Source organism: Corynebacterium sp. HMSC070E08 (genome assembly GCF_001808895.1).
Taxonomy (GTDB): domain Bacteria; phylum Actinomycetota; class Actinomycetes; order Mycobacteriales; family Mycobacteriaceae; genus Corynebacterium; species Corynebacterium hiratae.
The window spans coordinates 90,746-115,700 of record NZ_KV794798.1; the positions used below are offsets into that span (position 1 = coordinate 90,746).

22 protein-coding genes are annotated in these 24,955 nt (G+C 63.0%); 10 read left to right on the forward strand and 12 right to left on the reverse strand.

What is annotated here, in order from left to right; genetic code table 11:
- The first annotated feature begins 4 nt into the window (after positions 1–4).
- From HMPREF2526_RS12015 to HMPREF2526_RS12045, 7 genes are all read left to right on the forward strand, one after another.
- Positions 5–1,084, forward strand: coding sequence for a choice-of-anchor M domain-containing protein (locus HMPREF2526_RS12015; protein ID WP_070547372.1), 1,080 nt, complete (start codon positions 5–7; stop codon positions 1,082–1,084).
- Complete coding sequence (locus tag HMPREF2526_RS12020) at positions 1,084–2,583, forward strand: anchored repeat ABC transporter, substrate-binding protein (protein WP_070547373.1); 1,500 nt, start codon at positions 1,084–1,086, stop codon at positions 2,581–2,583. The genes HMPREF2526_RS12015 and HMPREF2526_RS12020 overlap by 1 nt, the downstream gene beginning before the upstream one ends.
- On the forward strand, positions 2,576–3,469 hold the full coding sequence (locus HMPREF2526_RS12025) for a choice-of-anchor M domain-containing protein (protein ID WP_046648115.1): 894 nt from the start codon (positions 2,576–2,578) through the stop codon (positions 3,467–3,469). The genes HMPREF2526_RS12020 and HMPREF2526_RS12025 overlap by 8 nt, the downstream gene beginning before the upstream one ends.
- Complete coding sequence (locus HMPREF2526_RS12030; RefSeq protein WP_046648114.1) at positions 3,462–4,190, forward strand: anchored repeat-type ABC transporter ATP-binding subunit; 729 nt, start codon at positions 3,462–3,464, stop codon at positions 4,188–4,190. Before HMPREF2526_RS12025 ends, HMPREF2526_RS12030 begins: the two co-directional genes overlap by 8 nt.
- Complete coding sequence (locus HMPREF2526_RS12035) at positions 4,187–5,083, forward strand: anchored repeat-type ABC transporter permease subunit (protein ID WP_070547374.1); 897 nt, start codon at positions 4,187–4,189, stop codon at positions 5,081–5,083. The genes HMPREF2526_RS12030 and HMPREF2526_RS12035 overlap by 4 nt, the downstream gene beginning before the upstream one ends.
- Positions 5,080–6,384: a choice-of-anchor M domain-containing protein gene (locus HMPREF2526_RS12040; RefSeq protein WP_070547375.1), complete on the forward strand. Its 1,305-nt coding sequence runs from the start codon at positions 5,080–5,082 to the stop codon at positions 6,382–6,384. The genes HMPREF2526_RS12035 and HMPREF2526_RS12040 overlap by 4 nt, the downstream gene beginning before the upstream one ends.
- Before the next feature lie 79 nt (positions 6,385–6,463).
- A complete protein-coding gene (locus tag HMPREF2526_RS12045; protein ID WP_070547376.1) occupies positions 6,464–7,567 on the forward strand; it encodes an isochorismate synthase in 1,104 nt (367 codons plus the stop codon).
- An 8-nt stretch (positions 7,568–7,575) separates the two neighbouring features.
- On the opposite strand, the gene HMPREF2526_RS12050 is transcribed toward HMPREF2526_RS12045, so the two are convergent.
- The 10 genes from HMPREF2526_RS12050 to HMPREF2526_RS12095 form a co-directional block, all read right to left on the reverse strand.
- Positions 7,576–8,385 carry a fumarylacetoacetate hydrolase family protein gene (locus tag HMPREF2526_RS12050; RefSeq protein ID WP_210384423.1) on the reverse strand — a complete coding sequence of 270 codons (810 nt, stop codon included), beginning with the start codon at positions 8,383–8,385 and terminating at the stop codon, positions 7,576–7,578.
- Between the two features lie 80 nt (positions 8,386–8,465).
- On the reverse strand, positions 8,466–9,083 hold the full coding sequence (locus tag HMPREF2526_RS12055) for an exonuclease domain-containing protein (protein WP_070547378.1): 618 nt from the start codon (positions 9,081–9,083) through the stop codon (positions 8,466–8,468).
- On the reverse strand, positions 9,084–10,952 hold the full coding sequence (locus tag HMPREF2526_RS12060; RefSeq protein ID WP_070547379.1) for a DUF294 nucleotidyltransferase-like domain-containing protein: 1,869 nt from the start codon (positions 10,950–10,952) through the stop codon (positions 9,084–9,086).
- Positions 10,953–10,969: 17 nt separating this feature from the next.
- On the reverse strand, positions 10,970–11,989 hold the full coding sequence (locus HMPREF2526_RS12065; protein WP_070517515.1) for a 3-isopropylmalate dehydrogenase: 1,020 nt from the start codon (positions 11,987–11,989) through the stop codon (positions 10,970–10,972).
- A gap of 135 nt (positions 11,990–12,124) precedes the next feature.
- Entirely contained in the window at positions 12,125–13,711 is a 1,587-nt protein-coding gene (serA, locus tag HMPREF2526_RS12070) for a phosphoglycerate dehydrogenase (RefSeq protein WP_049156496.1), read from the reverse strand.
- 44 nt (positions 13,712–13,755) lie between these two features.
- Positions 13,756–14,640 (reverse strand): hypothetical protein, encoded by an 885-nt coding sequence (locus HMPREF2526_RS12075; protein WP_070511654.1) that lies wholly within the window; start codon positions 14,638–14,640, stop codon positions 13,756–13,758.
- A gap of 28 nt (positions 14,641–14,668) precedes the next feature.
- Complete coding sequence (locus HMPREF2526_RS12080) at positions 14,669–16,462, reverse strand: GmrSD restriction endonuclease domain-containing protein (RefSeq protein WP_070511653.1); 1,794 nt, start codon at positions 16,460–16,462, stop codon at positions 14,669–14,671.
- A 132-nt stretch (positions 16,463–16,594) separates the two neighbouring features.
- Positions 16,595–17,608 carry a ketol-acid reductoisomerase gene (ilvC, locus tag HMPREF2526_RS12085; protein ID WP_046648105.1) on the reverse strand — a complete coding sequence of 338 codons (1,014 nt, stop codon included), beginning with the start codon at positions 17,606–17,608 and terminating at the stop codon, positions 16,595–16,597.
- A 109-nt stretch (positions 17,609–17,717) separates the two neighbouring features.
- Positions 17,718–18,233 carry an acetolactate synthase small subunit gene (gene ilvN / locus HMPREF2526_RS12090; RefSeq protein ID WP_070547380.1) on the reverse strand — a complete coding sequence of 172 codons (516 nt, stop codon included), beginning with the start codon at positions 18,231–18,233 and terminating at the stop codon, positions 17,718–17,720.
- 5 nt (positions 18,234–18,238) lie between these two features.
- Positions 18,239–20,059 carry an acetolactate synthase large subunit gene (locus HMPREF2526_RS12095; RefSeq protein ID WP_070547381.1) on the reverse strand — a complete coding sequence of 607 codons (1,821 nt, stop codon included), beginning with the start codon at positions 20,057–20,059 and terminating at the stop codon, positions 18,239–18,241.
- 314 nt (positions 20,060–20,373) lie between these two features.
- Here HMPREF2526_RS12095 and HMPREF2526_RS12100 point away from each other — a divergent pair, with 314 nt between their 5' ends.
- From HMPREF2526_RS12100 to HMPREF2526_RS12110, 3 genes are read left to right on the forward strand one after another with little or no spacing between them, the layout of a single operon-like run.
- Entirely contained in the window at positions 20,374–20,907 is a 534-nt protein-coding gene (locus HMPREF2526_RS12100) for a PH domain-containing protein (protein WP_070516400.1), read from the forward strand.
- A gap of 2 nt (positions 20,908–20,909) precedes the next feature.
- Positions 20,910–22,763 carry a dihydroxy-acid dehydratase gene (gene ilvD / locus HMPREF2526_RS12105; protein WP_070547382.1) on the forward strand — a complete coding sequence of 618 codons (1,854 nt, stop codon included), beginning with the start codon at positions 20,910–20,912 and terminating at the stop codon, positions 22,761–22,763.
- Positions 22,764–22,774: 11 nt separating this feature from the next.
- Complete coding sequence (locus HMPREF2526_RS12110) at positions 22,775–24,043, forward strand: glycosyltransferase family 87 protein (protein WP_070547383.1); 1,269 nt, start codon at positions 22,775–22,777, stop codon at positions 24,041–24,043.
- A 121-nt stretch (positions 24,044–24,164) separates the two neighbouring features.
- Here the strand turns inward: HMPREF2526_RS12110 and HMPREF2526_RS12115 are convergent, their stop codons facing one another.
- Both HMPREF2526_RS12115 and HMPREF2526_RS12120 read right to left on the reverse strand, forming a co-directional pair.
- A complete protein-coding gene (locus HMPREF2526_RS12115) occupies positions 24,165–24,479 on the reverse strand; it encodes a transcriptional regulator (protein WP_046648101.1) in 315 nt (104 codons plus the stop codon).
- Positions 24,476–24,913: a hypothetical protein gene (locus tag HMPREF2526_RS12120; protein WP_046648100.1), complete on the reverse strand. Its 438-nt coding sequence runs from the start codon at positions 24,911–24,913 to the stop codon at positions 24,476–24,478. Before HMPREF2526_RS12120 ends, HMPREF2526_RS12115 begins: the two co-directional genes overlap by 4 nt.
- Positions 24,914–24,955 lie beyond the last annotated feature (42 nt).

The following is a 24,955-nucleotide window of genomic DNA, read 5'->3' on the forward strand; positions in this document are numbered from 1 at the left end:
CCGCGTGCACCGCACCACAGAGCTGCACAGAGTCACTGCTGCCCTCTGCGCCATCGCCGTGGCGCTGGCAGTTGTATTTACGGGCCATCCGGCCCCGGCCCGCGCCGATGGCGAGGTTTTCGACACCGGGCACGTTGACGCCTTTTATGTCTCCGCCCCCGGCGGTGAGCTCACCTTGTCGATGAAGGAAGACATCACCGGCAGCGGTGTCGTCCGCCCAGGCAACGATGTCACCCTCAAAGTGGCCGAGGAGGCCTGGAGCGAGGCCACCGAGGGCATCGATGGAATTGGCGTGCCGACGTATTACCTCCCCCAGACCCAGGACAGTTCGCTGCTCTGGCCGGGATGGGATACCCAGTCTGCGCAATCGGCTGGCTACACCGACATCAACTTCGAGTTCGTTGAGGTCACCGGCCCCGGTGATATCTTCGTCTTCGAAACGGCAGGCTTCGGCGATATCCAGCCTGTCACCGACGCCGGCGCGCTGGACCTGGTGTCCGGGGACGTCATCAACCAGGCCTACCCGGCACACCGACACGTCAACTGGGCTTTTAGCGAGCCCGGTATCTACACCATGACGGTGCAGGCAGAATCCAACGGGGACACGAGTAACCAGGTCACCTATACCTGGGATGTCGGCGACGCAGAAGCCATGCCCCGGGAGGAAGAAACGGTTACGGACCACGGTGCTGAGAGCCCTGCTGAGCTCGACGACGCCGCCCTGGGCGGGGCCTCTTCCGACGAACCTGCTTCTTCTAACTCAGGCTCCCGCTCTGGGGGCGGAAGCTCCGGAGGCGCTACCCGCGGTGCGACGTCGGCTGCGGGAACTAAGAACGCGGAACGAAAGGCACAGGACAAGGAGCGAAACGACCGCTCAGAGCGCAAGGAAAGGAAGGAGCGCAAGCCTGCCCGCGCAGTCGACAAAACCACGCCAGCCGCGGAGAACGTGGACACGGTCGCTGCAGCAGGCTATTACGACAGCGGGCAAAACCTGCTGCCGTGGGGTATCGGAATCTTGGGCCTCGGCATGCTCGTGCTTGGCCTGGCCCTAGCACGTCTCGCACTCATGAAGGGCCGCGACTAATGCCGCACGGAGTACGCACCCGGACGCCCCACATCGCGCTGCTCTCGGCGGTGCTTATTGGCGCGTCCACGCTCAGTGGTTGCGCGAGCACCGCCAGTGGGGACGATGCGAAGCTCAAGGTGGTGGCGACGACGCCGATTCTGGGGGACGTCGCCAAGCACGTGGCCGGGGACGACGCTGCGGTGACCACGTTGATTCCTGCGGGCAAGGACCCACACACCTTTGAGCCGAGCTTGCGCTCGGTGCGGGATGTCGCAAACGCGGATGTGCTGCTGGCCAATGGGTTTCTCCTCGAGCCGCAGAACCTGCTGAAGACGCTGCGGGAATCATCGGATGTTCCGGTCACCGAGGTAGCGGACCAAGCGTCCACGCGCGGGGCCCGTCTCGTGCCGCTGGTGGAAAACGTTGCCCTCGATGCCGTCTGGCTGGGGTTGCGTGTGCGCAATGCCCAGCCGGGTACAACGAGCGTAACCATGAGCCTGCTCGATGCCGAGGGGCCAGGCGATGTTGCGGCTTACGTCGTATCCACGTTTGGTACGCCCGAAGCACTCTTTAACACGGCTGATGGTCTGGACGAACGCGACGATTCCACGACGCTGCCGGCCAACGCCCACACGCACGTCTCGTGGGCCTTCACCAAGCCGGGCATATACCGTCTCACTTTTGGCGCAACGGATAGCTCCCCGCAGGAATTCACGGTGGCCGTGGGCGTACAGCCACCTGATGGAATGACCTCCCTGGATTCGGGACACGTAGATATCACCGCGGACTTGTCCACGGGCGAGCTCGATTTGGAGGATCAAGGCGAAGGTTTCGACCCGCGCACCACGGCGTTGAGCATTCCCAACTCCACCCTGCAGCAGATTCCGCCGGATCCTGCGTACCGCTTCCTAGGGCGCCCAGGTGACGAGACCTACCTGCTGCCGCAGGCGGTCCTGGGCAAGCACATCCACGGTGAGGTTGACCCGCACCTGTGGCACAACGCGGCCAACGGCATCAGCTATGCCGAGGTCATCGCCGAGCAGCTGGCCGTGGCGGATCCGTCCCACGGCGCGGACTATCGGGAGCGCGCTCAGGACTACATCGAGCAGTTGCACGACGCGGACGCGGAGGTGCGGCGGCTCATCGAAGACATCCCGGAGCGCAACCGGCACTTGGTCACACCTCATCACGGCTATGCCTACCTGGAACAAGGTTATGGCCTTGATATTGCGGGATTCGTCACTCCCAACCCGGCCATCGAGCCTTCACCGCGGGACGTCATCGCCCTGCGCCGCACGTTGGAGAATCTCCGCCTGCCCGCGGTCTTCGTCGAACCTACTCAACAGGCCAGCGCCGATGTCATCCGTGAGGCTGCCGAATCCCTTGGGATCGCGGTCTGCCCCATCTACGGCGACACTCTCGATGACACCGTCCCCACGTATCTCGACCTGTTGCGATTCAACGCACACTCACTCAACCGCTGCTTAGGCAGCACCACGAAGGAAACTCATGTCTAATCGCACCATCCACACACTAGGCACGTCCCTGGCGGCAACACTGACCGCTGCGGCGCTGGCTTTCGCACCGGTGACCGCGTGGGCCGGTGATCTGGCCCAGGTCGTGAGCGCCGATGAAGAGGTCGCCACACCTGGAACAGAGGCCACCATCGACCACGGTCACGTGGACCTCGGGCTGTTGCTTGTCGACGGGCAAGCCCAGTTCCTCGCCCGCGACGATTCAGCAGCCACGCCGGTGTGGCGTGATCCTGCTGACGTAGTCTTCGACGTCGGCGACAATGCCCAACTCACCCTTCCGGAGGACAAAGCCTTTTCCTTTGTCGGCGCCGAGCCCGGATCGCAGGTGTGGGTCGTTCCCCAAACAGAACAAGCCGACGTGCCGTGGCTGGGCTGGAATACCCAGGCGCCCTCGCTAACGGACAACGTTGACCGCGGCCTCACCATGGAGTTCTTGGGCCACCAAGGGCCGGGCGAGTTCTCGCTGTTCCTGCAAAACGGTGGCTTCGAAGAACCGCAGCTGCTGTGGTCCACCGCGACCGGGGCCACGGACGGTTTCTGGGTGGACCTGGGCACGCACACGCACGCTAACTGGGTATTTAGCGAACCCGGCATCCACCAGGTTCGGGTGCGCATGAGCGGGCAAGGCGCGGGCGAGAGCGCCGGGAGCGATGTCGCTGCCGAGGCCACGTTGACCTTTGCTGTCGGTGCAGGCACCGACGTCGCGCAGGCGCACGCCGCGCAGTGGGATCCGAGCGCCGTGTCCTCGGATGCCTCGGCGGGCGCCGCGGTGCCGGTGTGGGTCTGGGCACTCGCCGGTGCGGGCCTACTCGTCCTCGTCGGGGCTGTGTTTGCGGTGCTACGCGCGAAAGGCGGGCGCCGTGGCTAATCCCTTCATCTCAATCAACGACCTGGCAGTATCGCTTTCTGGCCGCCAGGTCATCGACGGCGCATGCTTCGACGTCAACCCCGGCGAGTTTATTGGGCTTCTCGGGCCGAACGGAGCCGGTAAGACCACGCTGATGCGCGCCGTCCTGGGGCTGGTCCCCTTCACCGGCACCATCGACGTCACCACCTCGTTGGGATACGTCCCGCAGCGTCACGACGTGGAGTGGGACTTCCCCATCAGCGTGGCCAAGGCGGTGCTCAGCGGGCGCACGGGAATGGTGGGCTGGTTCCGGCGGCCGGGCCGAGCTGACAAGGAGGCTGCCCGCCGCGCCATCGAGTTGACCAATTTGGAAGAGTTCGCCCAGCGACCTATCGCGCAGCTGTCCGGCGGCCAACGCCAGCGCGTCCTCATCGCCCGCGCTCTGGCCTGCGAGCCCGAGGTGCTGCTTCTCGACGAACCCTTCACCGGACTCGACGCTCCCAACACCGAGGAGCTACTGACTCTTTTCCAGAAACTCACCGACCAGGGAAGCAGCGTGGTCATGTCCACCCACAACCTCTCCGAAGCCGCGCACTCGTGTTCGCGCCTGGTGCTCTTTAACCGGGGAATCGTCGCGGATGGGCCCGCTGAGGACCTCCGCCTGACTCCGCAGCCGTGGAGCGAGACCTTCGGGGTATCGGCCTCCTCACCGCTGCTCTCTGCGATTGGGGTGGCGGCATGATCGACATTTCGCTTGTTGAGTTTTTCCAGGACCTGGCCAACCCGCACCTGGACTTTTTGGCCCGCGCGGTCGGCATCTCCATCCTCGCTGCAATTGTGTGCGGGGTGGTGGGGTGCTACGTCGTGCTGCGCGGCATGGCCTTTATCGGCGATGCTGTCTCCCACGCGGTGTTCCCGGGTCTGGCTATCGCTTTCGTGCTCCAGGGCTCAGTGCTGCTCGGCGGCGCCGTGGCGGGCTGCACCGTCGCCGTGCTCATCGCGTGCTTCTCCCAGCGGCGCACGGTCCGCGAGGACTCCGTCATCGGTATTTTCTTCGCCGCATCCTTTGCGCTTGGCATGGTCATTATCTCCCGGGTGGAGGGCTATACGGCCTCGCTCACGAGCTTCCTCTTCGGATCGCTGACGGGTGTCTCCCGTGCAGATCTCTACACCGCGTTCACCGTCACGGTGCTCATCGTTGGGGCCGTGGTCTTGCTCGGCCCCCAGCTCACCGCCACGTGCCTGGACAAAGAAACTGCCCGCGCGATGGGACTGCCCGTCTTTGCTCTGGACATCGTGCTCTACCTCTGCGTGACCGGCGCGGTGGTCATCTCTGTGGGCACCATCGGCAACGTCCTCGTGCTCGCCCTACTCATTACCCCAGCGGCCACGGCGCGGCTGCTCTGTGACTCGCTGGGGTCGATGATGATCGCCTCCGCGGCCATCGGTTCGCTCGGCAGCTTCTTCGGCATCTATCTGGCGTGGGCCATCGATCTTCCCGCTGGGGCGACCATCGTACTGCTGCTTACTGCTTGCTTCCTCGCGGCGTGGGCACTGTCCCCTCTTCTGCATTCTCGTCGTGCCACGGCGTCCTCCCCGCACCCATCTAATTCAAAGGAGTCCCTGTCCGCATGAATATCCGTCCCTTAACCTTGACCGCTGCCGCCGCTATCGCCCTGAGCTCGCCGACGATGATTGCTTCTGCAGCGCCCGCTGTTGCCGCGGAGCGCGCAGGCGAGTCCTCCTGCGATGCCAGCTCCCTGCATGCCTTTAGCCGCGGACACCAAGACCTCGCGCTGGTGGGAAATTCTGGCGATATCTCCTTCATCGCCCGCGACGATGAGTCCGGCAAGGACTACGACTCCGGCGAGTTCTACGTGGAGGTCGGCAGCAATGCCGCCTTCGATGAGTCAGCCGGAAGCGATATCCCGTCGAGTGGTTGGCAGATCCCCCAAACCCAAGACCCGGCAATCCCCTGGCTTGGTTTCAACACCAGCTACCTCGACCCGGCAACGGCCGAGGGCGCTACCCTGTCGCTAACGCTGCACAGCGCACCGGAAGGCGGACGTATGGTGGGATTCCAAAACTCCCTGGGTGCAGCGCCCACCGTCCTCTTTGATTCGGAAGACCCAGACATCACCTGGGACTACCCCGATCACTTCCACAGCCACACCGGGATCATTTTCACCGAGCCAGGCGCCTATGCCGCAACCTTCACGTTTACGCTCAACGACGGCTCGGAGCATTCCATCGACGTTCCATTCCTCGTAGGTGAAGCGGAGCCCGACGAGGTGTGTCAACTGGATTGGGGTGCCAGTGCCGGCGCTGGGCAGGGCTCTGGTTCTGGCAGCGCGAAGAACCGCCCGCAGCAGTTGGCCAAGGAGATCAACGACACCTCTAAGTCCATCGCTCAGTTAGACAAGACGATGGATAAAACCTTCAAGGAGGCCGAGGCCGTCCTCAACGGCGCGCAGCCCTCCACGTCCAGAGACGCCAAAGACTCGAAGCAGTCTGAGCGCTCCGCGCGAAGCACCGAAAAAAAGCCGGCCGCAGATGCTTCTGAAAGAAGCCAACGTCCTGAGACGCAGGGCCAGCGCGCCCCACAGAACGGATCATCCCACACTGTGGAACAACAGAGAGATTCCACACATCGGAACACCTCGAACGGGCGCTCTGCTACTCGCGCGAAAGAGTCCGGGAGTACCGCGGCGCCCAAGAAGGAACGAAGCACCAAGCATACCGCCGCGGCGCAGCGCCCCGCCCCAAGCACGGAGGAACAGCAGGCTGGAACCGCAAACATCCAGGCTATGAGCTATGGCGCACCGATGGCCGGCTTCTGGGCGGGCTTCCTTGCGGGCATGGGTTCCCTTGCGCTTCTCCTCGGTATCGGGCTGTTCATCGCTGTGCAGTTCTTCCGCCCGCGCAACCGCGACTAGTCCCCTAGGGGCGGTCACCCCGCATAAGGAGTGGATCTGGTTTCGGTAAGAAGGAAAGAAGGAACTAGAGTTATTCCTTATGTGTGAAAACAGACCCTCCACCGCCCCCGACTTCCTCCTGTCCCGCGCGACGGGGTCTGTGCGTACCCAAGGTTCGGCTGCGACCTTCAGCGATGTCGATGCCGCCGTAGCCGAGCTGCGTGCCGGCACGGTCCCGATGATCGTCGGCGCGCTTCCCTTCCACAAGGGAGATCCAGCCGCCTTGACAGTCCCGCGCAGCATCATCCGCGAGGACGGCCCGCTCGAGCCACATGCCTACTACCGCAGCGGCACGCTCAACGCGCGGGTTACCGGTTTCGATCCGGAACCGGAGGAACACCTTCGCCGCATTGAAGCAGCCATCGCCACGATCGAGGCGTCGAAGTTGGACAAGGTAGTCCTCGCCCGCGCCGTTGACATTGAGTTCAACGCCCCTGTCGATCCGCTCCTCGTCGCCGCGCGGCTGATCGACCTATCCTCCCATCGCGATGGTTTCATCGCCGACCTCACCCCGGCGGGGCGACCCGGAGCGATGCTCGTGGGCTCTTCCCCGGAGGTGCTCATCAAGAAGCAGGGTTCAACAGTCACGGCCTTCCCCTTGGCCGGATCCGCACCCCGGCAGGCAGATAAAGCACGCGACATCATGGCAGGTCAGGACCTGCACAATTCCGAGAAGGATTTGCGCGAGCACGCTTTCGTGGTAGATCACATCCGCCGTATTCTGCAGCCTTTGTGCGAGACCCTCGATGCTCCCACGTCCCCGCAGCTCACCTCCACCAATGAGATGTGGCATCTGGGCACCCCGATTGCGGGAACCCTCAAGGATTCTGACATCACTGCGCTCGAGTTGGCCGAGTTGGTCTACCCCACCCCTGCTATTTGTGGCACCCCCACGGAGGCCGCACAAGCGCTGATCGAAACCGCTGAAACCGATCGCGGCTTCTACGCCGGCGCGGTGGGCTGGTGCGATGATTCCGGCGACGGCGAATACATGGTAGCCATCCGGTGCGCCGAGGTGGCCGGCGATGGCCTCTCCGCCCGCGCGTGGGCAGGCGGAGGAATCGTCGTGGACTCCGACCCGACGGCCGAACTTCAGGAAACCACGGCTAAGCTGCGCACCATCTTGCGCGCGCTCAACCTTTAGAGCAGCATCTAAGCGCGCTCAATCGGGTTGGCCAGGCTGCCCACGCCGGGGATCTCAATTTCGATGGTATCGCCCGGCACCATCGGTGCCGTGCCAGCCGGGGAACCCGTAGTGATGACATCGCCCGGCAGAAGCGTGTAGGACTGCGAGATCTCAGCGATGATGTGGCCCATCTTCACAATCATCTGATCCGTATTGGAATCCTGCTTCTGCTCACGCTTGCCATCGTGCGTGAGGTAGGCGTTAATCTTCTGGTCATCGAGATTGATGCAGTCCAAGTCCGTCTCAATCCACGGGCCCAGCGGGCAGAAGGTGTCGATGCCCTTCGCACGTGCCCACTGGCCATCCTGGAACTGCAGGTCACGCGAAGAAACATCGTTACAGATCGTGTAGCCAACGACGTGATCGCGCCACTTCTCTGGATCAATATTCTTTGACACCTTGGAGATCACCACGGCGAGCTCACCCTCGAACTCAACGTTGGTAGCGAACTCCGGAATCTTGATGGGTGCGCCCGGGCCAATGACCGCGGTGGAGGGCTTGATGAAGATGGTCGGCGGCAGGTGCTCGGCAGACTCCTTGAAGACCTCCGCGACGTGATCTTCGTAGTTGCGGCCGAGTGCTACGACCTTGGTCGGCAGGGTCGGCGCCAGCAAGCGCACCTCACTCAGCGGCCACTCGCGGCCGGTGGGCTCCGGCGGCGTAAACGGGGTGCCGGAAATCTCCTTGGCCACCAGCTGATCCAGCGGGGCGTCGGCGGGGCCATCGATGATGGCGAAACAGATACCTTCGGTGTGAGCAATTCGTCCTAAACGCATAACGGCCATACTACTCGCAAGGATTTTTAACTCACGATCAGGGGCCTGCAGTAAAGGTTGCAAAGAAAGCGATGTCTATCTCAGCGCTGGACGACGTCCCCCAAGGCCACCGCTCGCGTGCTCCCCCGCTGCGCCAGGTATAGCTCTGCGCAGGCCAAGGCGTCACTCAGCGCATTGTGGCTGCCATAGCGGGGCAGACCATAGCGCTCACGGACGCGGGGAAGGCGTAGGTCCTCGCCGCGCGGGTAGGTGCCCATGCGCTCCATGTGGCGCCGCTCCAATGCAAAGGTATCCACCACGCTCAGCCGCGGGCGCTCTCCGAACACCGCGCGCGATGCCGCCTCAATGAATCCCACCTCCAGCGCTGAGAAGTGTGCGAGCAACGCGCGTCCCTGCACCGCCTGGCGCAACTGCTCCATGGCGCTCTCCAGCTCCTCTCCGGCGTCGATGACGTTTTGGGTCAGCAGGTGGACATGCGAGTCGTCGGCCACCTGCGCACCGCGCACCACGATATAGCCAGCACCGGATAAGTCGATGGTTCTGCCATTAACCGGAACCCAGCCAATAGAGACGATCTTCCCCGTGCGGGGGTTAAGGCTGGTCGTCTCCATGTCCACGGCCAACAAGCCCACGTCATCAAGGGGTGTGGTGCGCGGGGGCGCGCCCCAGTCCGCCCGGCGGCTCCAGCGATTCCACATCTAGATATTCCTCACCGGGTATTTGGTCGCGAGGGCATTCTGCATCGACTTGATCGCCCGGAAGGCATCGCGCAGGTGCTCGCGTTCCATGCGCCCCAGGCTCTTGGGGCCGATGTTGTAATTGGGCTGCTGTCCCTCGCGCAGCTGGTGGGCTTGGTGTTGGAAGGAGAGGGAGCGTAGGTAATCAAAGGCGTCGAGAAGCTCCTGCGCCCCCTGGTGGCTCACCGCGTTACCGGCGGCTTCTCTGAGACGCTGGCGGGTATCCACCACCGTCGAGCCGGAAGCCAAGGCGAAGAGCCGGGCCATCTGCACGATTCCGGCGGTCCCGCCCTTCTTGATGTCGAGGGTGTTGGCGTAGTCGCCATCGCGCTCCACCACGAGCCCCCGGAAGAAGGTCAGCGGCGGCTCGCGGCGCGCTGCCAAGCTGGCCAGGTGCGCGTGCAAGCGAGTTGCCCCTTTACCCATTTCTACGGCAGCAGTGTGGACTTCTCGGCCCAGCTCCTCGCTGCCATAGAGGACACGGAAATCGAAGAAGATCTGCGCGTTGAGCAGAGCCTCCGGTTGGGGCTCCCGGATCCACCTACGGAAGGTATCGATCCAGTGGGTCCGGGTCATCCGCCATTCTTCGTTCATCGCCATCATGTTGCCGGGGCAGAGAACTTGGCCGGCGTCGGCAAGCCCTTGGCAGACGAAGGAGCTCATCCGCGCGAAGTAGTCGCCGTGTACCGCGGCATCGTAGTCATCAGCGAGAACCAGAGCATTGTCCTGATCCGAGGCAAGCGCCATTTCCCGGCGGCCCTGCGAACCGACGGCCACGAAGGCATACTCGACCGGCGGGGGTCCGAGTTCCTCCTCGGCTAGCGTGCACAGTCGGCGGGCCACTGCATCGGCGGCGAGCGTGACCAGGCTGGAGGCTTCCGCCGGGGTGGAGCCACGCTCCACGTAACGCCCGGCCAGGCGCGTGGCTTCCTGAAAAGCGCCACGAAGCTCAGCGGCACTGCTGCGCCGTGAGAGATCCGCGGTGAGGTAGAGCGGATCGTTATGGAGCAGGCGCGTAACGTCCGACTGCGTGACAATGCCCTGCAATGCGCCCTCGGTGACCACCGGCAGGTGGTGGATACCTCGCTCGGCCATGTGCAGCAGCGCCTCCATGGCGGGGGCATCGGCAGATACCGTCAGCGGGTTGGGCGTCATGATCTCCCCCACCGCCTGGCCAGGATCCCGGTGAACGGCGAGCACGCGCGAACGCAGATCGCGGTCCGTCACGATGCCCTTAAGGCGGGTGCCGTTCTGGTTCCCGGGCTCCACGACGAGGAGCGAGGACACACTCCGGTCAGTCATCATGCCAGCGGCTTCCGCGATCGTGGTGGTGGGCGGAGCGGTGAGCACGTCGGTGCGGATAAGGTCCTGCAGCGGCGTGCGGAGAACATCCGTCGGTGCGGAATCGGACAGCTCGCGGGCTGCTGCTCGGATCTGGCGCGACTTGGCCGAAAAGAAGCGTGCGAGATCTGGGTTGCGTTGGGCGCACTCGCTAAAAGCGTGCTGCGGCAGGGTGAAGACCAGACTGTCTTCGACCGCGACCATCTCGTAGACAGAAACCGGCTCGCCCTGCAGCGTGGAATAGCCGAAGGTCAGCCCGGGTTCGCGCCGATCGAGGAGGACGCCATCCTCTCCCAGAACATCTATTGCCCCGGTGCGGATGATGTGTAGGAACGCGTTCTCCTCCCCGAGCCGGACGGGGACATCCCCGCGGCGCAGGTAGATCATGCTCAGCTGTGCAGACAACGCGGTGAGCTCTTCCTCCGGCAGGCGGGAGAAAGGCTCGTGCTGGGCGAGGAAGCTAGTGACCTCGTCTATTTCGACGCTCATGCGCCAACCATACAGTGCTAGGCGCTCAGCGCGGAGGCGATTCGGTCACCAATTTCGGTGGTCTTTGGCTGTGCATCCCCACGGGAGGAGACGTCGGCAGCAACGGCCTCTTCAATGCGCACAGCGTTGTCCTCGTCACCGAGGTGGCGCAGCAGCATCGCGGCCGAGAGGATCGCCGCGGTCGGGTCCGCAATCCCCTTGCCCGCGATGTCCGGGGCAGAACCGTGGACAGGCTCGAACATGGAGGGATTCGCACCGGAGGCGTCAATGTTTCCGGAGGCGGCCAAGCCGATGCCACCGGTAACAGCACCGGCCAGGTCAGTCAGGATGTCACCAAAGAGGTTATCGGTCACGATGACGTCGTAACGCGCGGGATCGGTGACCATGTAGATGGTTGCGGCATCGATGTGGTTATAGTCCACGGTGACCTCCGGGAACTCCTGTGCCACCTCGTTCACGGTGCGCTGCCACAGCCCACCGGCATTGACCAAAACGTTGGTCTTGTGCACCAGCGTGACGTGCTTGCGGCGGGACATCGCGCGTTGGAAGGCATCGCGCACCACGCGCTCAACGCCGTAGCGGGTGTTTTGGGAAACCTCCGAGGCCACCTCGTGCTCGGTGCCCTCGCGCAGAGTTCCTCCGTTACCGCAGTACAGACCTTCGGTGCCCTCACGGACAACGACGAAGTCGATATCGCCCGGGTTCGCCAACGGCGAGGTAGACGTCGGGTACAACTTGGAGGGGCGCAGGTTAACGTGGTGGTCGAGCGCAAAACGCATCTTCAGCAGCAGGCCGCGCTCCAAGACGCCGGGCGGAACCTCACCGGGGGCGCCAATCGCACCGAGCAGGATGGCGTCGTGCTCGCGCAGGGAGGCCAGGTCGGCGTCGGTAAGCAGCTCTCCGTTGCGCAGGTAGCGTCGAGCACCCAGGTCGTAGTCGGTCACCTCGATGTCCTCGCGCACCGCGCGCAGAACCTTGAGCGCTTCCGCGGTTACCTCGGGGCCAATGCCGTCGCCGCCAATCACTGCAAGTTTCATTTTGTGGGATTCCTTTCTCACATATTGGATACTTGAGAGAGTACCACCCTCGAGCCCTCCATGAAGCCGAAACCCCCTGAAGAACCATGACTGGCTCTGCAGGGGGCGGTGGACTCCACTCAGGTGCGGTGTAGATTAGGCATCCAAATCGAGCTGGTGACAGGTAGCCCCCAGCGCCGAGTTGATCTCCTCGACGAGCTCCTCTGGTACCTCGCGCTCGACGCGCAGAATGAGCACAGCGTCGGAGGCGTCCTTGCCCTGGGTCAAGGCGGCGGCGACAATGTTGATGCCGGCAGAGCCCAGCTTGGTACCCACGGTACCCAGCGCGCCCGGGGCATCCTTGTAGGAGAAGAAGAGGTTGCGGCCGGTAGCGCGCATATCGACGCCGCGGCCGTTGATGCGGATAATCTTCTCCACCCCGTCAATGCCGGTCAAGGCACCGGTCAGCTGCGATACCTTGCCGTTGGGGCCAATCACCCTGACGCGCACCGAAGAACGGTGGCCCTTCGACTCCACGTTGGTCTTCACGTCCACGGTCACTCCGCGGCTTTCGGCGATCTTCATTGCGTTAACGAAGGTGACAGCCTCCGAGACCACGCCGGAAAACAGTCCGCGAACAGCAGACAGACCAAGAGCCGAGACATCCTCGTTAGCCAGCTCACCGCAGGCCTCGACTTCCACGGCAACCGGCGCTGCATCCAGCAGGTTGCCGGCTACCAGGCCCAGCTTGCGGGTCAGGTCCAACCAGCCGGCGACCTCCTCGCCGACCCGTCCGCCTTCAACGTTGACGGCATCCGCGACGAACTCGCCGGCCAGCGCCTTCAGCACGGAGGCGGCGACGTCGGTACCGGCGCGGTCCTGCGCTTCGACCGTGGATGCACCCAAGTGCGGGGACACGGTAACTTGCGGAAGCTCAAACAGCGGGGAGTCCGTGCAGGGCTCGGAAGCATAGACATCGAAGCCTGCACCGCGGTGGTGGCCGGACTTGATGGAGGCAGCCAGGGCTGCTTCATCGACGAGGCCGCCGCGGGCGGCGTTAATGATGATCTGGCCCTTCTTGGCCTGCGCCAAAAGCTCGGCATCGAACATGCCGGCGGTCTCCGGGGTCTTGGGCAGGTGGATCGTCACAAAGTCAGAGCGGGACATGAGCTCCTCAAGGCTCACCAGCTCCACACCCAGCGCCGCCGCACGGGCCGGGTTGGCATAAGGATCGTGCGCGATGATGGTGGTCTCAAAGGCCGCCAGGCGCTGGGCAAAGAGCTGGCCGATGTGGCCGAAGCCCACGATGCCGATGGTCTTGCCATAGATCTCGACGCCTTTAAAGGACGAGCGCTTCCACTCGCCTTGGCGCAGCGACTGATCCGCCGCCGGGACTTGGCGCGCGGTGGCGAGAAGCAGTGCGATGGCCTGCTCGCAGGCGGAGTGGATGTTGGAGGTCGGCGCGTTGACAACCATGACGCCACGCTCGGTAGCAGCGGGGATATCAACGTTGTCCAAGCCAACGCCGGCACGGCCGACGATCTTCAGGTTCTCTGCGGCGGCCAAAACCTCCGCGTCCACGGTCGTGGCGGAGCGGACGAGGAGCGCATCGGCCTCAGGCACTGCGGCGAGAAGCTCCTCACGGTTTGGGCCATCAACCCAGCGAACCTCAACGGTGTCACCGAGGGCATCAACAGTGGATTCGGCAAGCTTATCGGCGATAAGTACGACCGGCTTCGACATAACTTCCTTTACTAGTCAGAATTGGAGATGCCGAGAAGTGTAGTTTATTCTTTCCAGCCCTGAGTGATTTTATGCGTGAATTCTGTCACTGAACCGAATTCCGGTCCGAGGGCCACGATAGGCCCCTCCGACAACCCTGCCGTTATCGCCGCGCCGGCCTTCGTCGCCGACGGATCTGGCTCGGTCATGACGAAGACCGTGCCACCGTAGGCGGTGGCGTTGACCACGTTGGCTAGGGGGCTTTCCGCGGTCGCCACAATCACCGGCGCCATTTGTGCGTCGCGGCGCGCCTGGGCTGGAATAGCCGGCATCTTTTCCTTCGTTATGTGCTGCGGCAGGGGCTCCCAGGCGGCCTTGAGCTCCGTCTTCGTAGAGGAATCCAAGCGCGCAATGTTGTCAACCATGCGCTCGCGTTTCATGACTACCTTCGACGTGAAGCGAAAAGCGGTGTACTCCCCCAGCGCCTTGGTGTTTCCTGGGTCATGGATAACTTCAAGTTGCCCGTTCTGGCTGGCCCACGGAACGTTACCGATAACGAGGAGCTGGTCTACGTCGAGATCAGTGAGCAGCTGTGAAATCTGCGGGCGAATCGACGCATCGTACGTCACCATGGGCACGCGCTGCGACACGCTCAACGTCGCCGCGCGCAGGGCCGCGGCATCCGTCTCTTCGGCGAGGATCAGCGTATTGCTCTCCTTGAAGAACAAGCGCGCAGAGTCTATGCCCCAGCGGTCCCCCACCACGGTGACCTCGTTGGCGAATTGGGGGTCGATAAGCCGCAAGCGGTTCTCCTCGCTCGCGCGGGCCAGGTCGATGTCCGCTTCGGGGAGGGCGGTGATGTCCTGCGTGAGGATCGGCTCGCCCCGCCCCAGCGAGGAACAGCCCGCAGCGCCCAGGGCCGTCACGACTAGTAGCAGCGCTACAGGCACGACCTGTAGCGCACGTGGAGAAGGAACCTTAACGCGCAAAGGCCTGCGGGCCCTCCTCGCCGCCGGAAAGGTTCGCCTCATCCACGTCGCGCACCACCTGCTTGTTGAGTGCATATTCGACGATGCCGACAAAGCGCTCGCGGCGATCGGCGAAGAACTGGTGCGCGGTCTTCGCAGTCAGCAGCTCCGGATCTAAGTCGTGGGAGGCCAACACACTATCGAACTCGGCATCCTCCATGATCGACTTTGACTGCACGCGCGGCAGGTAGCGCTCGGGCGAATGCCCGTCCAGAACCACCTCGGTGCGCTTGCCCATCGGTGTGCGGTTGAGCACGGAGTTCGCCAGCACGCCGCTGATACCGTGGCGCTCGCACCAGCGAAGCGGGAAGACCGGGAAGAATCCCGGCTGCAGCTCCTCGAAGCTATGGCGGTTGAAGGCGCGCCCCGTCCGCCAATCCTTGGCGCCGCGGGCCATGAGCAGAGCGTAGAGGCCGTGCCATACGCCGTCGTTCTCCCCCACGGACAGCAAGCGGGACTCGCGGAAGGAAGCATCGCGCACCGTCTTCGGAACGCTCTCGGTATCGCCGGCAACCCAGCTGGTCACCTCGTCGACATCACGGGCAGCGCGCAGCTTGACGGCCGAGGAGCCGTAAAGCTCACCGAAGACACCGCTCCAGAACCACTGGTTGAGGCGGTCCCAGGCGTCTTGGGTAGATAGCACGCCCTTCTTCTCAGCCAGACGTGCCAGGATGACCGCCAGCGGGATAATCTGCTCGGAATAGGGAACCTGCTCCAGGGACAGGATGCAACGCTCAGCCAAGAACTCGGCGACCTCACGGAAGGTAATCACGAGGGTCTCCGCGGCCTTGCGGTATTCAGCGAGCGTCAGTTGCAGGATGTCTTCGCGCTGACCACCAGCGTTGCCCTTCTCCCCCGACACCAGCAAAGACACGGCCGAGAGGAACTCGTTGCGGCCAATGCCGTCGAGCGCCGGGAAGGAACGCAGCTGCTTCTCGACGGCCGCCCAATCCTCCGCCAGGTGGAAGTCCGGGTCTTCGGAGGCAAAGACAGCCGTGAGCAGATCGAAGACATCCATCTGCAGACCAGCCGAATTTACCTGCGCAAAGATCGAGCCGATACCGGCGCTTGCCGTCTCCCGGGAGAGGCGGATCATCGGCACGGTGTAGCCGGACAGCGGGCGCAGGATGCGGTTGTTGAAGGCTGCAACCACATCACGGGTGGCACCATCGTTGGCGGCTGCGAGCTCGAAGAGCATGCTGGTGCCTTCCTCGCTCAACAGGGCTGAGACCGGGATGCAGCACTCTTCGATTGCGGCTTCGCGGTTGTTCAAGGAGCCTTCGATATCCGGCGCGAAGTGGGAGCGCAGCTCGCCATGCTGGTTGACGGCGAAGACGGCCTCGTCCGGCATGATGTCCTCCGAGGTCGCTATGCGCAGGTCCACGTAGTACTTGCGGGAGACCTTCTTGGAACGAAAATCAGTGGTATCGACGAAGCCCTCGCCGCGGAAGCAGTGATACAAGGTGGTAAGGCGCTGCTGCCCATCAAGCAAGAGCAGGCCCGGGTTCACCCCGGTATCCGGAGCCCCAGCCAATGGGCGGGGGCGAAAGCGCATGGTTTCGTTGCGGGTATCCAAGGCCATAAATGCGCCGAGCGGGTAGCCGCGCAAGACGGTGACGATCAGCGATCTAATGCGGTCCTCATCCCAGGAATAAGAGCGCTGGAAGTCAGGCAGCTGAATATCACCGCGATCGATGCGAGCGAAAAGGTCATTAAGGTCATAACTTGGCGTAGAGAAACCCATGGCCTCGAGCCTACCGCCAAATGTGGGAACGTGCCCGTTTGTGCGCGAACATCACATTGCGGGCACCAAGCCCCGGGTAATGAAAAATCCCGCCAGCCGGTGGCCAGCGGGATTACTCAGATCCAGTGCGATTTATGCAGTTGCATCCAGCGGGTTCTTGACCCAGCTCATGAGATCGCGCAGCTTCTCACCAGTCTTCTCGATCTCGTGATCGTTGTAGCTGGCGCGCAGCTCCTCGAGCTCCTTGTTGCCGCCCTCAACGTTGGCGATCAGGCGCTTGGTGAAGGTTCCATCCTGAATGTCGGACAGGATGTCCTTCATGCGCTGCTTGGTGTCGGCGTCGATGACGCGCGGACCAGAAATGTAGCCACCGAACTCTGCGGTATCGGAGACCGAGTAGTTCATGTTCTTGATGCCGCCCTCGAACATGAGGTCAACGATGAGCTTCAACTCGTGCAGGCACTCGAAGTAGGCCATCTCCGGCTCGTAACCGGCTTCCACCAGCACCTCGAAACCGACTTTCACGAGCTCCTCGGTACCACCGCACAGAACGGCCTGCTCACCGAAGAGGTCGGTGACGGTCTCGGCTTCGAAGGTGGTCGGGATAACGCCGGCGCGGGCGCCGCCGATGGCCGCGGCATAAGACAGGGTCAGCTCGCGGCCCTCGCCCTTCGGATCCTGCTGGGTAGCGATCAGGCAGGGCACGCCCTTGCCGTCGACGAACTGTCGGCGGACCAGGTGGCCCGGGCCCTTCGGCGCAACCATACCGATGGTGATGTTCTCCGCCGGCTTGATCAGTTCGAAGTGAATGTTGAGGCCGTGGCCGAAGAACAAAGCATTGCCGTCCTCCAGGTTCGGCTCAATGTCCTCGGTGAAGATGGTCGCCTGGGATGTATCCGGGGCTAGCAGCATGATGACGTCAGCCCACTTGGAAGCCTCAGCGTTGCTCAGGACCTTAAAGCCAGCCTCTTCCGCCTTCTCGCGGGACTTGGAACCCTCGCGCAGGCCGATCGCCACCTCAACGCCAGAGTCACGCAGGTTCATTGCGTGGGCGTGGCCCTGGGAGCCATAGCCAATGATGGCGACCTTGCGGCCCTGGATGATGGACAGGTCGGCATCGGAATCGTACAGAGTCTCAATAGCCATGTTGTTGTTCCTTCTCTCTGTGGTTCGTCGTCACTACTCAGCGAATAGTGACGTGGTCTACTGAATTTGTATCACATTTTGGGACAAGATGCCCACATTGTGAGATTATTTATTTGCTCGGTGCCATCGCCTTCGGGCCACGCCCCAGCGCGACGTTTCCGGATTGCACCAGCTCACGGATACCGAAGGGCTCGAGGACGTCGAGAAGCGCCTGCAGCTTGCCCGGCGTACCGGTGGCCTCCACCACCACGGACTCCGGCGATACGTCCACGATGCGGGCGCGGAAGATGTTCACCGCGTCGACCACCTGGGGGCGGTTCGAGTTATCCGCGGCCACCTTGACCAGCATGATGGCGCGGGCAATGGTGATTTCTTCCTCCAGCTCCACTACCTTGAGCACCGGAACAATCTTGTTGAGCTGCTTCGTCACCTGCTCGATGACAACCTCGGAGGCGTCCACAACGATGGTCAGGCGGTTAATCCCCTCGGTTTCGGTCCGCGCGGAGACCAGCGAGATGAGGTTGTAACCGCGACGGGTAAACATACCGGTCACGCGGGAGATGATGCCCTCAATGTCCTGGACCCGCACGGACAGGATGTGTCGGGTGATGTCGTCTTTAGCCATTGTTCTTAGGCCTCCTCGAGGGATTCGTGGATGTCGGCCGGATCCTCGGCCGCGGACTCGTTTTCATCAAACAGCGGGCGCAGGCCCAGGGCGTACTGAATTTCCTCATTGGAGGCGCCGCCACCAATCATCGGCCACACCTGGGCATCCTGGCCCACGATGAAATCAATGACCACTGGCCTGTCGTTGATTGAGCGCGCGCGCTCAATCGCGGGGCCAATCTCTTCTGCCGTGGTGACGCGAATGGACTCGCACCCCAGGGCCTCGCTGAGCTTGACGAAGTCCGGAACGTACTCATCGTGCTCACGCAGCTTGGTATGGGAGTACTTGTTCTCATAGAAGAGCGTCTGCCACTGGCGCACCATGCCCAGGTTTCCGTTATTAATGACAGCCACCTTGATGGGGAATCCCTCCACCGCGGCGGTGGTGAGCTCTTGGTTGGTCATCTGGAAGCAGCCATCGCCGTCAATCGCCCAAACCTCACGCTCCGGGCATGCGGCCTTAGCGCCCAGCGCTGCGGGTACGGCGTAGCCCATCGTGCCGGCACCGCCCGAGTTGATCCAGCTGCGCGGGTGCTCGAAGTCGAGGAACTGTGCCGACCACATCTGGTGCTGGCCGACGCCCGCGCAGTAGATAGCCTCCGGCCCCACGATGGAGCTGAGCTGCTGGATAACCTCCTGCGGATTGAGCAGCCCGTCCGACGTCGGCTCGAAACCGCGCGGGTAGCGGCGCTGCAAATCTCCCAGGTACTCCATCCAGTCACCGAGGTTCGGGGCGTCCAACTCCGCGTCATTGGCATAAGCCTTGGTCAGGCGCAGAAGCACCTCGCGGGCATCACCCACGATGGGAACAGCTACCTCACGGATCTTGCCGATCTCGGCCGGGTCGATGTCGGCGTGGATGACCTCGGCGTGCGGAGCAAAGGTATCGGTATCACCGGTCACGCGGTCATCGAAGCGCGCGCCCACGGCGATGATAAGGTCCGCGCGCTGCAGCGCCGCCACCGCCGGTACCGTGCCGTGCATGCCGGGCATGCCCATGTGCTGCGGGTGATTATCCGGGAAAGCGCCGAGCGCCATGAGGGTGGTCACCACCGGGATGCCGGTCAGCTCAGCAAACTCGCGCAGCTCGCGGGAAGCCTCCGCCTTAATGACGCCGCCGCCAACGTAGAGCACCGGGCGCTCCGCGCGGGCAATACGCTGAACAGCCTGCGTGATCTGGCGCGGGTGCGGGGTCGTGGTGGGCTTATACCCCGGCAGGTCCGGCATGACTGGGCCGGAGTACTCCATCAGGGCGTTCTGGACATCCTTCGGGATATCCACGAGGACCGGGCCCGGCCGTCCGGTGGACGCCAGGTGGAACGCGGCAGCAATAGCCCCCGGGATGTCCTCTGCCTTGGTGACGATGAAGTTGTGCTTCGTAATCGGCATGGTCACACCGCGGATATCGGCCTCCTGGAAGGCGTCGGTGCCCAGCAAGGAGCTGCCCACCTGACCGGTGATGGCCACGACCGGCACGGAGTCCAGGTTGGCGTCCGCCAGCGGGGTCACCAGGTTGGTAGCACCCGGACCGGAGGTGGCAATCATGACGCCCACCTTTCCGGATGCCTGGGCATAACCTTCGGCGGCGTGGCCGGCCCCCTGCTCGTGGCGGGTGAGCACGTGGCGCAGCTTCGTGGATTCAAAGAGGGCGTCGTACAGCGGAAGCACGGCGCCGCCCGGAATGCCGAAGACAAGCTCGGTGCCCAAATCTTCGAGGGTACGGACAATGGCGTGTGCGCCCGTGATGCGCTCGGGCGCCCGCTGTGGCGGAGTGGAAGCTGTCACGGTTGTTGTGCTCCTTCAGTGGGGATGGATATCGGAGAGATCATCCAACTAATAACGCCCCCGCTGTCCTTCCTGGGTGTGAAGGTAACGGGGGCGCTTGCTGGTCGACGTCACTAGTGGACTCGCTACGGCTCGCGCCGCCCGGGTACTACTACGAGGTGAAGTCGAATAATGATCATGGGCTAAACTGTACACTGATAGAAACGCCACCGCAGGCATTTACCCCCATTTTTGGGATCTTTTTCTCATTTTGCGAGATTGCACAGGTGGGGCGGTTCGCCACCGCGCCACGCTGTCAATTACGATGACCCACTATGACGTCCTCACACCCGCAGAACGCATCTTCTCGCGCCGAACACCCCACGGCCGAAACGTTCAAGCCCACCCGCGAACACCTCCTCGGCATTGGCATCCTCGCCGCCATCGCTTTTCTCAGCATTGGCTGGGCCCCGAAATACCTCTTCTGGATCCTCATCTTCCCGGTGTTGGCCATCTGGTGGGTCCTGCGTGCCCGCACCACCGTGGACGCGAAAGGCATCCACATCACTTATGGCTTCCGCGGCCCCAAGGACATCGCGTGGAAGGACTTTAAAGGCATCGGATTCCAGCGCTCGAAGGCCTACGCTCGCACCACCAGCGGCGACAACCTCAACCTGCCGGGCGTGACTTTTAACTCTCTCCCCCGCCTTGCCGCCGCTTCCAACGGCCGCATCCCCGACGCCCTGACCGCTGGCCGCGAAGCCGCCGATGACAAGGTCGTCATCGTCCACCGCGATGGCCAACAAATCCTCCTTACCAAGGAGGAATACGCCGAGTACCTCAAGAAACACCCCGAACTGAAGGATTAACCGTGTACCCTCTCCGCTCTAAAGTCACCACCGTTGGCCGCCAGGCATCCGGTGCACGCGCACTGTGGCGCGCTACCGGCTCCAAGGAGAGCGACTTTGGCAAGCCGATCGTTGCCATCGCCAACTCCTTTACCCAGTTCGTTCCCGGCCACGTCCATCTCAAGAACGTCGGCGACATCGTGGCCGACGCCGTGCGCGAAGCCGGCGGCGTGCCCAAGGAATTCAACACCATCGCTGTTGACGATGGCATCGCCATGGGCCATAGCGGCATGCTCTACTCCCTGCCCTCGCGGGAGATCATCTCCGATTCCATCGAGTACATGGTCAACGCGCACACTGCCGACGCCCTGGTGTGCATCTCCAACTGCGACAAGATCACCCCGGGCATGTTGAATGCCGCGCTGCGTCTCAACATGCCTACCATCTTCGTGTCTGGCGGCCCGATGGAAGCCGGCAAGGCCGTCGTCGTCGACGGTGTAGCACACGCACCGACGGATCTGATTACGGCCATCACGGCGTCGGCCAGCGATGCCGTCTCCGATGAGGGTCTGGCTCAGGTGGAGGAATCCGCCTGCCCCACCTGTGGTTCCTGCTCCGGCATGTTCACCGCCAACTCCATGAACTGCCTCACCGAGGCGCTCGGTTTGGCCCTTCCAGGTAATGGCACCACGCTGGCTACCCACAGCGCCCGCCGCGATCTCTTCGAACAGGCTGGCCGCACCATCGTCGAGATGTGCCAGCGCTACTACGGCGACGAAGATGACGCTGTCCTCCCGCGCTCCATCGCCACCAAGGAAGCCTTCAGCAATGCCATGGCTTTGGACATGGCTATGGGTGGTTCCACCAACACCATCCTCCACACGCTGGCCGCCGCGCAGGAGGGCGAGGTGGACTTCACCCTCGAGGACATCAACGAGATCTCCTACCGCGTGCCCTGCCTGTCCAAGGTGGCGCCCAACGGCACCTACCACATCGAGGATGTGCACCGCGCCGGCGGTATCCCCGCCATCTTGGGTGAGCTGCGCCGCGCCGGCCACTTGAACCTCAAGGTCCACACCGCGCTCTACGACAACGCCGAGGAGTGGCTCGATGATTGGGATATCCGCGGCGGCAAGGCCACGGAAGCCGCTCTCGAGCTTTTCCACGCCGCCCCCGGCGGTGTGCGCACCACCGAGCCATTCAGCCAGTCCAACCGCTGGGATGAGCTGGATACTGACGCCGCCAATGGCTGCATCCACGACGCCGAGCACGCTTTTTCCTCTGACGGCGGCCTGGTTGTCCTGCGCGGTAACCTCGCCCCCAACGGAGCCATTGTCAAGGCCGCCGGCGTGGAGGAAGAGCTGTGGACCTTTACCGGCCCGGCCCGCGTGGTGGAATCCCAGGAAGAGGCCGTGTCCATCATCCTGAAGAAGGAAGTCCAGCCTGGCGATGTCATCGTCATCCGCTACGAGGGCCCCGCTGGTGGCCCCGGTATGCAGGAGATGCTGCACCCGACCTCCTTCCTCAAGGGTTCCGGCTTGGGCAAGGCCTGCGCCTTGATTACGGATGGCCGCTTCTCCGGCGGCACCTCCGGCCTTTCCATCGGCCACATTTCCCCCGAGGCTGCCCACGGCGGTCTCATCGGCCTGGTGGAAAACGGTGACCCCATCACCATCAACATCCGCGAGCGCCAGCTCACCCTCGACGTCGACGAGGACGTTCTCGAACGCCGCCGCGCCATCGAGGAGCAGCGTGAGAAGCCCTGGACGCCGAAGGACCGCAACCGCCCGGTCACCAAGGCCCTGCGCGCCTATGCCAACATGGCCACGTCCGCTGACCGTGGTGCGGTGCGCGTGGTGGATGGTTACGTCAATTAGAGTATGGGGCGATGAATTTCGCCACTAACGCCGCAAGGCGCACACTCCTGACCGCCGCCGGGCTCATCATTGGCCTGGTGGGCGTCATCCGCCACGTCCTCCACACGGACTTCCCGGTGGACATGATCATTTACCGAGAGGGCGTGCGCGCCTTCATGGAGGGCCGCTCGGTCTACTCGGAGCCCATGTACGCCGGGGACTTGGCGCTCCCCTTTATCTACCCGCCCTTCGGGGCGCTGGTCATGGTGCCGCTGACTGCCTTTGACTGGATGAGCGATTCGCTCGCCGGCGACATCATGATCGTCCTCTCGGACGCCCTGGTCTTTGCCTGCCTCTACACGATCTTCCGCGCGCTCAAGGTGCCGCACCTGTGGCCCACCGTGGCGATCGCATGGGCCGCGGCCATGTTCTTTGAACCCATCCGCCTCAACAACGGTTTTGCGCAGATCAATATCGTCATCATGGCGCTGGTCATCTTTGATCTTGTTCCCCGCGAGCGCAAGCTTCCGCAGGGCTGGCTGATAGGTCTCGCGGCGGCCATCAAGATCACCCCGTTGGCCATGCTGCTCTACTTCCTGCTGCGCCGCGAGTGGCGGCCCATCCTCACGGCCTTAGCCTCCGCCGTCGTGGCGACGCTGTTGGCCGCGGCCTACCGATGGCAGGCCTTTGTCGAGTTCTTCAGTTCAAAGCTTCTCGATATGGGCAAGGGCGCAGACTTCGGCGTGGCTACTGACTATCAGTCCAATTCCTCGCTCAAGGGCGTCATCCAGCGCCTCTTCACCTCCCAGGAGGCCATGGACAACCACGGCACGCTCATCAACGTGCTGTGGCTTGTGGCTGCGCTCGCAGTCATCGGCCTTGGCTCAGCCCTCATCCTGGCGCAGATGCGGCGCGGCTTGCTTGTCGACGCCCACCTCACCACCGCCACAACCATGCTGCTCATCTCCCCCGTTTCGTGGTCCCACCACTGGGTGTGGCTATCGCTCATCGTCCCCGTTCTGGTCTACCGCGCCTGGTCCTGGCGCAATTCCACCTGGGTCGCCGGCAGCTTGCTGGCTGTGCTGGCTGCCTGGGCTGGCATGCTGCTCACCGTTCCGCCGAAGTGGTGGTTCGGTGACAGCATCGATGTCCACGCGATGCCGCTGTACCAGAAGTTCTTGGTCGATGATTTCGTGTGGCTAGCACTCCTGTGCTGGATTCTCTACGCCATCTGCCTCAAGGTTCAAGGCAATAAAGCAGACAAGCCACAAACCGAACTCGCTGCGGCCCAAACCAACTGAGCCCCGAAACGCAAACTGCCCGTTCTGACAAAGTTATGCGCCGCCATTGCGGCGGGAGGGAAAACTTTGGCAACAATGGCACCTCATTCACTCCGCAGCGACGCCATACTATGCGCCCAACTCAGCCCTCAGCTAAATCCTTGAGTGCTACCAAGTGACCGTCGAAGGCAATCTTGCCTTGCTCAGTCAAGGCGACCCACACCGAGTCCTTAGCGCGGCTGGTGCCGTACTCGCGGAAGCGAGTCACGTAGCCGGCTTGTTCTAGCGCTCCGAGCTGCTTGGACAGGGAGGCATCGGAAAGCTCCGTGCGGTCGCGCAACATGGCGAATTTCATCTCACGGTTTACCTCCCCGCCCTGCGTGGCGCCGAAGGCATTGAGTGTGGCGCAAATTTTGAAGCGGTTGAGTGGGTGGATTATCGGATCGATCTCACTCATCGCGGCATCCTATTCAGCGCACCGGTGTGCAACGTCCAAAAGACCGCCAAGGCGCACAGCACACCTGCAATGCATGAGGGAATAACGTGTCCTTCGACGAAGGGATTGAAGAGCGACGGCAGAATCATAAATCCTAGGCCCGCGAAGTACCGCCAGGTCACGCTTCGGGAGGCGTGCGGATCAACCTTCTGGCGCATTGAATCCCTCACCCCCGTGCGGTAAAAGACGGCAAGACTCACCAAGAGCGCGAGTAGAAGAAGCAGTCCACCAACAGGAACGAGAGGATGGACGTCATCCTTGATCCACATGTAGGCAAACCACGCGCCGTACGCCGCCGCTGCGAGCAGACTTAGCCAAACGGGTGGCCGTTTGGCCGTGGCCAGCCGTTGTTGTTCCTCAAATGCGAGTGCGTCCCGAACATCCTGATTGGACAAAACTAAAGCTCCCCTCCTGCGGCACCAAAGTCATTGTTTTCC

Bases quoted from the DNA above. Each gene is read 5' to 3' on its own strand.
- HMPREF2526_RS12020 (WP_070547373.1), top strand. From the start codon at position 1,084: ATGCCGCACGGAGTACGCACCCGGACGCCCCACATCGCGCTGCTCTCG.
- HMPREF2526_RS12025 (WP_046648115.1), top strand. From the start codon at position 2,576: ATGTCTAATCGCACCATCCACACACTAGGCACGTCCCTGGCGGCAACA.
- HMPREF2526_RS12035 (WP_070547374.1), top strand. From the start codon at position 4,187: ATGATCGACATTTCGCTTGTTGAGTTTTTCCAGGACCTGGCCAACCCG.
- HMPREF2526_RS12040 (WP_070547375.1), top strand. From the start codon at position 5,080: ATGAATATCCGTCCCTTAACCTTGACCGCTGCCGCCGCTATCGCCCTG.
- HMPREF2526_RS12045 (WP_070547376.1), top strand. From the start codon at position 6,464: ATGTGTGAAAACAGACCCTCCACCGCCCCCGACTTCCTCCTGTCCCGC.
- HMPREF2526_RS12050 (WP_210384423.1), bottom strand. From the start codon at position 8,385: ATGCGTTTAGGACGAATTGCTCACACCGAAGGTATCTGTTTCGCCATC.
- HMPREF2526_RS12055 (WP_070547378.1), bottom strand. From the start codon at position 9,083: ATGTGGAATCGCTGGAGCCGCCGGGCGGACTGGGGCGCGCCCCCGCGC.
- HMPREF2526_RS12060 (WP_070547379.1), bottom strand. From the start codon at position 10,952: ATGAGCGTCGAAATAGACGAGGTCACTAGCTTCCTCGCCCAGCACGAG.
- HMPREF2526_RS12065 (WP_070517515.1), bottom strand. From the start codon at position 11,989: ATGAAACTTGCAGTGATTGGCGGCGACGGCATTGGCCCCGAGGTAACC.
- serA (WP_049156496.1), bottom strand. From the start codon at position 13,711: ATGTCGAAGCCGGTCGTACTTATCGCCGATAAGCTTGCCGAATCCACT.
- HMPREF2526_RS12080 (WP_070511653.1), bottom strand. From the start codon at position 16,462: ATGGGTTTCTCTACGCCAAGTTATGACCTTAATGACCTTTTCGCTCGC.
- ilvC (WP_046648105.1), bottom strand. From the start codon at position 17,608: ATGGCTATTGAGACTCTGTACGATTCCGATGCCGACCTGTCCATCATC.
- ilvN (WP_070547380.1), bottom strand. From the start codon at position 18,233: ATGGCTAAAGACGACATCACCCGACACATCCTGTCCGTGCGGGTCCAG.
- HMPREF2526_RS12100 (WP_070516400.1), top strand. From the start codon at position 20,374: ATGACGTCCTCACACCCGCAGAACGCATCTTCTCGCGCCGAACACCCC.
- HMPREF2526_RS12110 (WP_070547383.1), top strand. From the start codon at position 22,775: ATGAATTTCGCCACTAACGCCGCAAGGCGCACACTCCTGACCGCCGCC.
- HMPREF2526_RS12115 (WP_046648101.1), bottom strand. From the start codon at position 24,479: ATGAGTGAGATCGATCCGATAATCCACCCACTCAACCGCTTCAAAATT.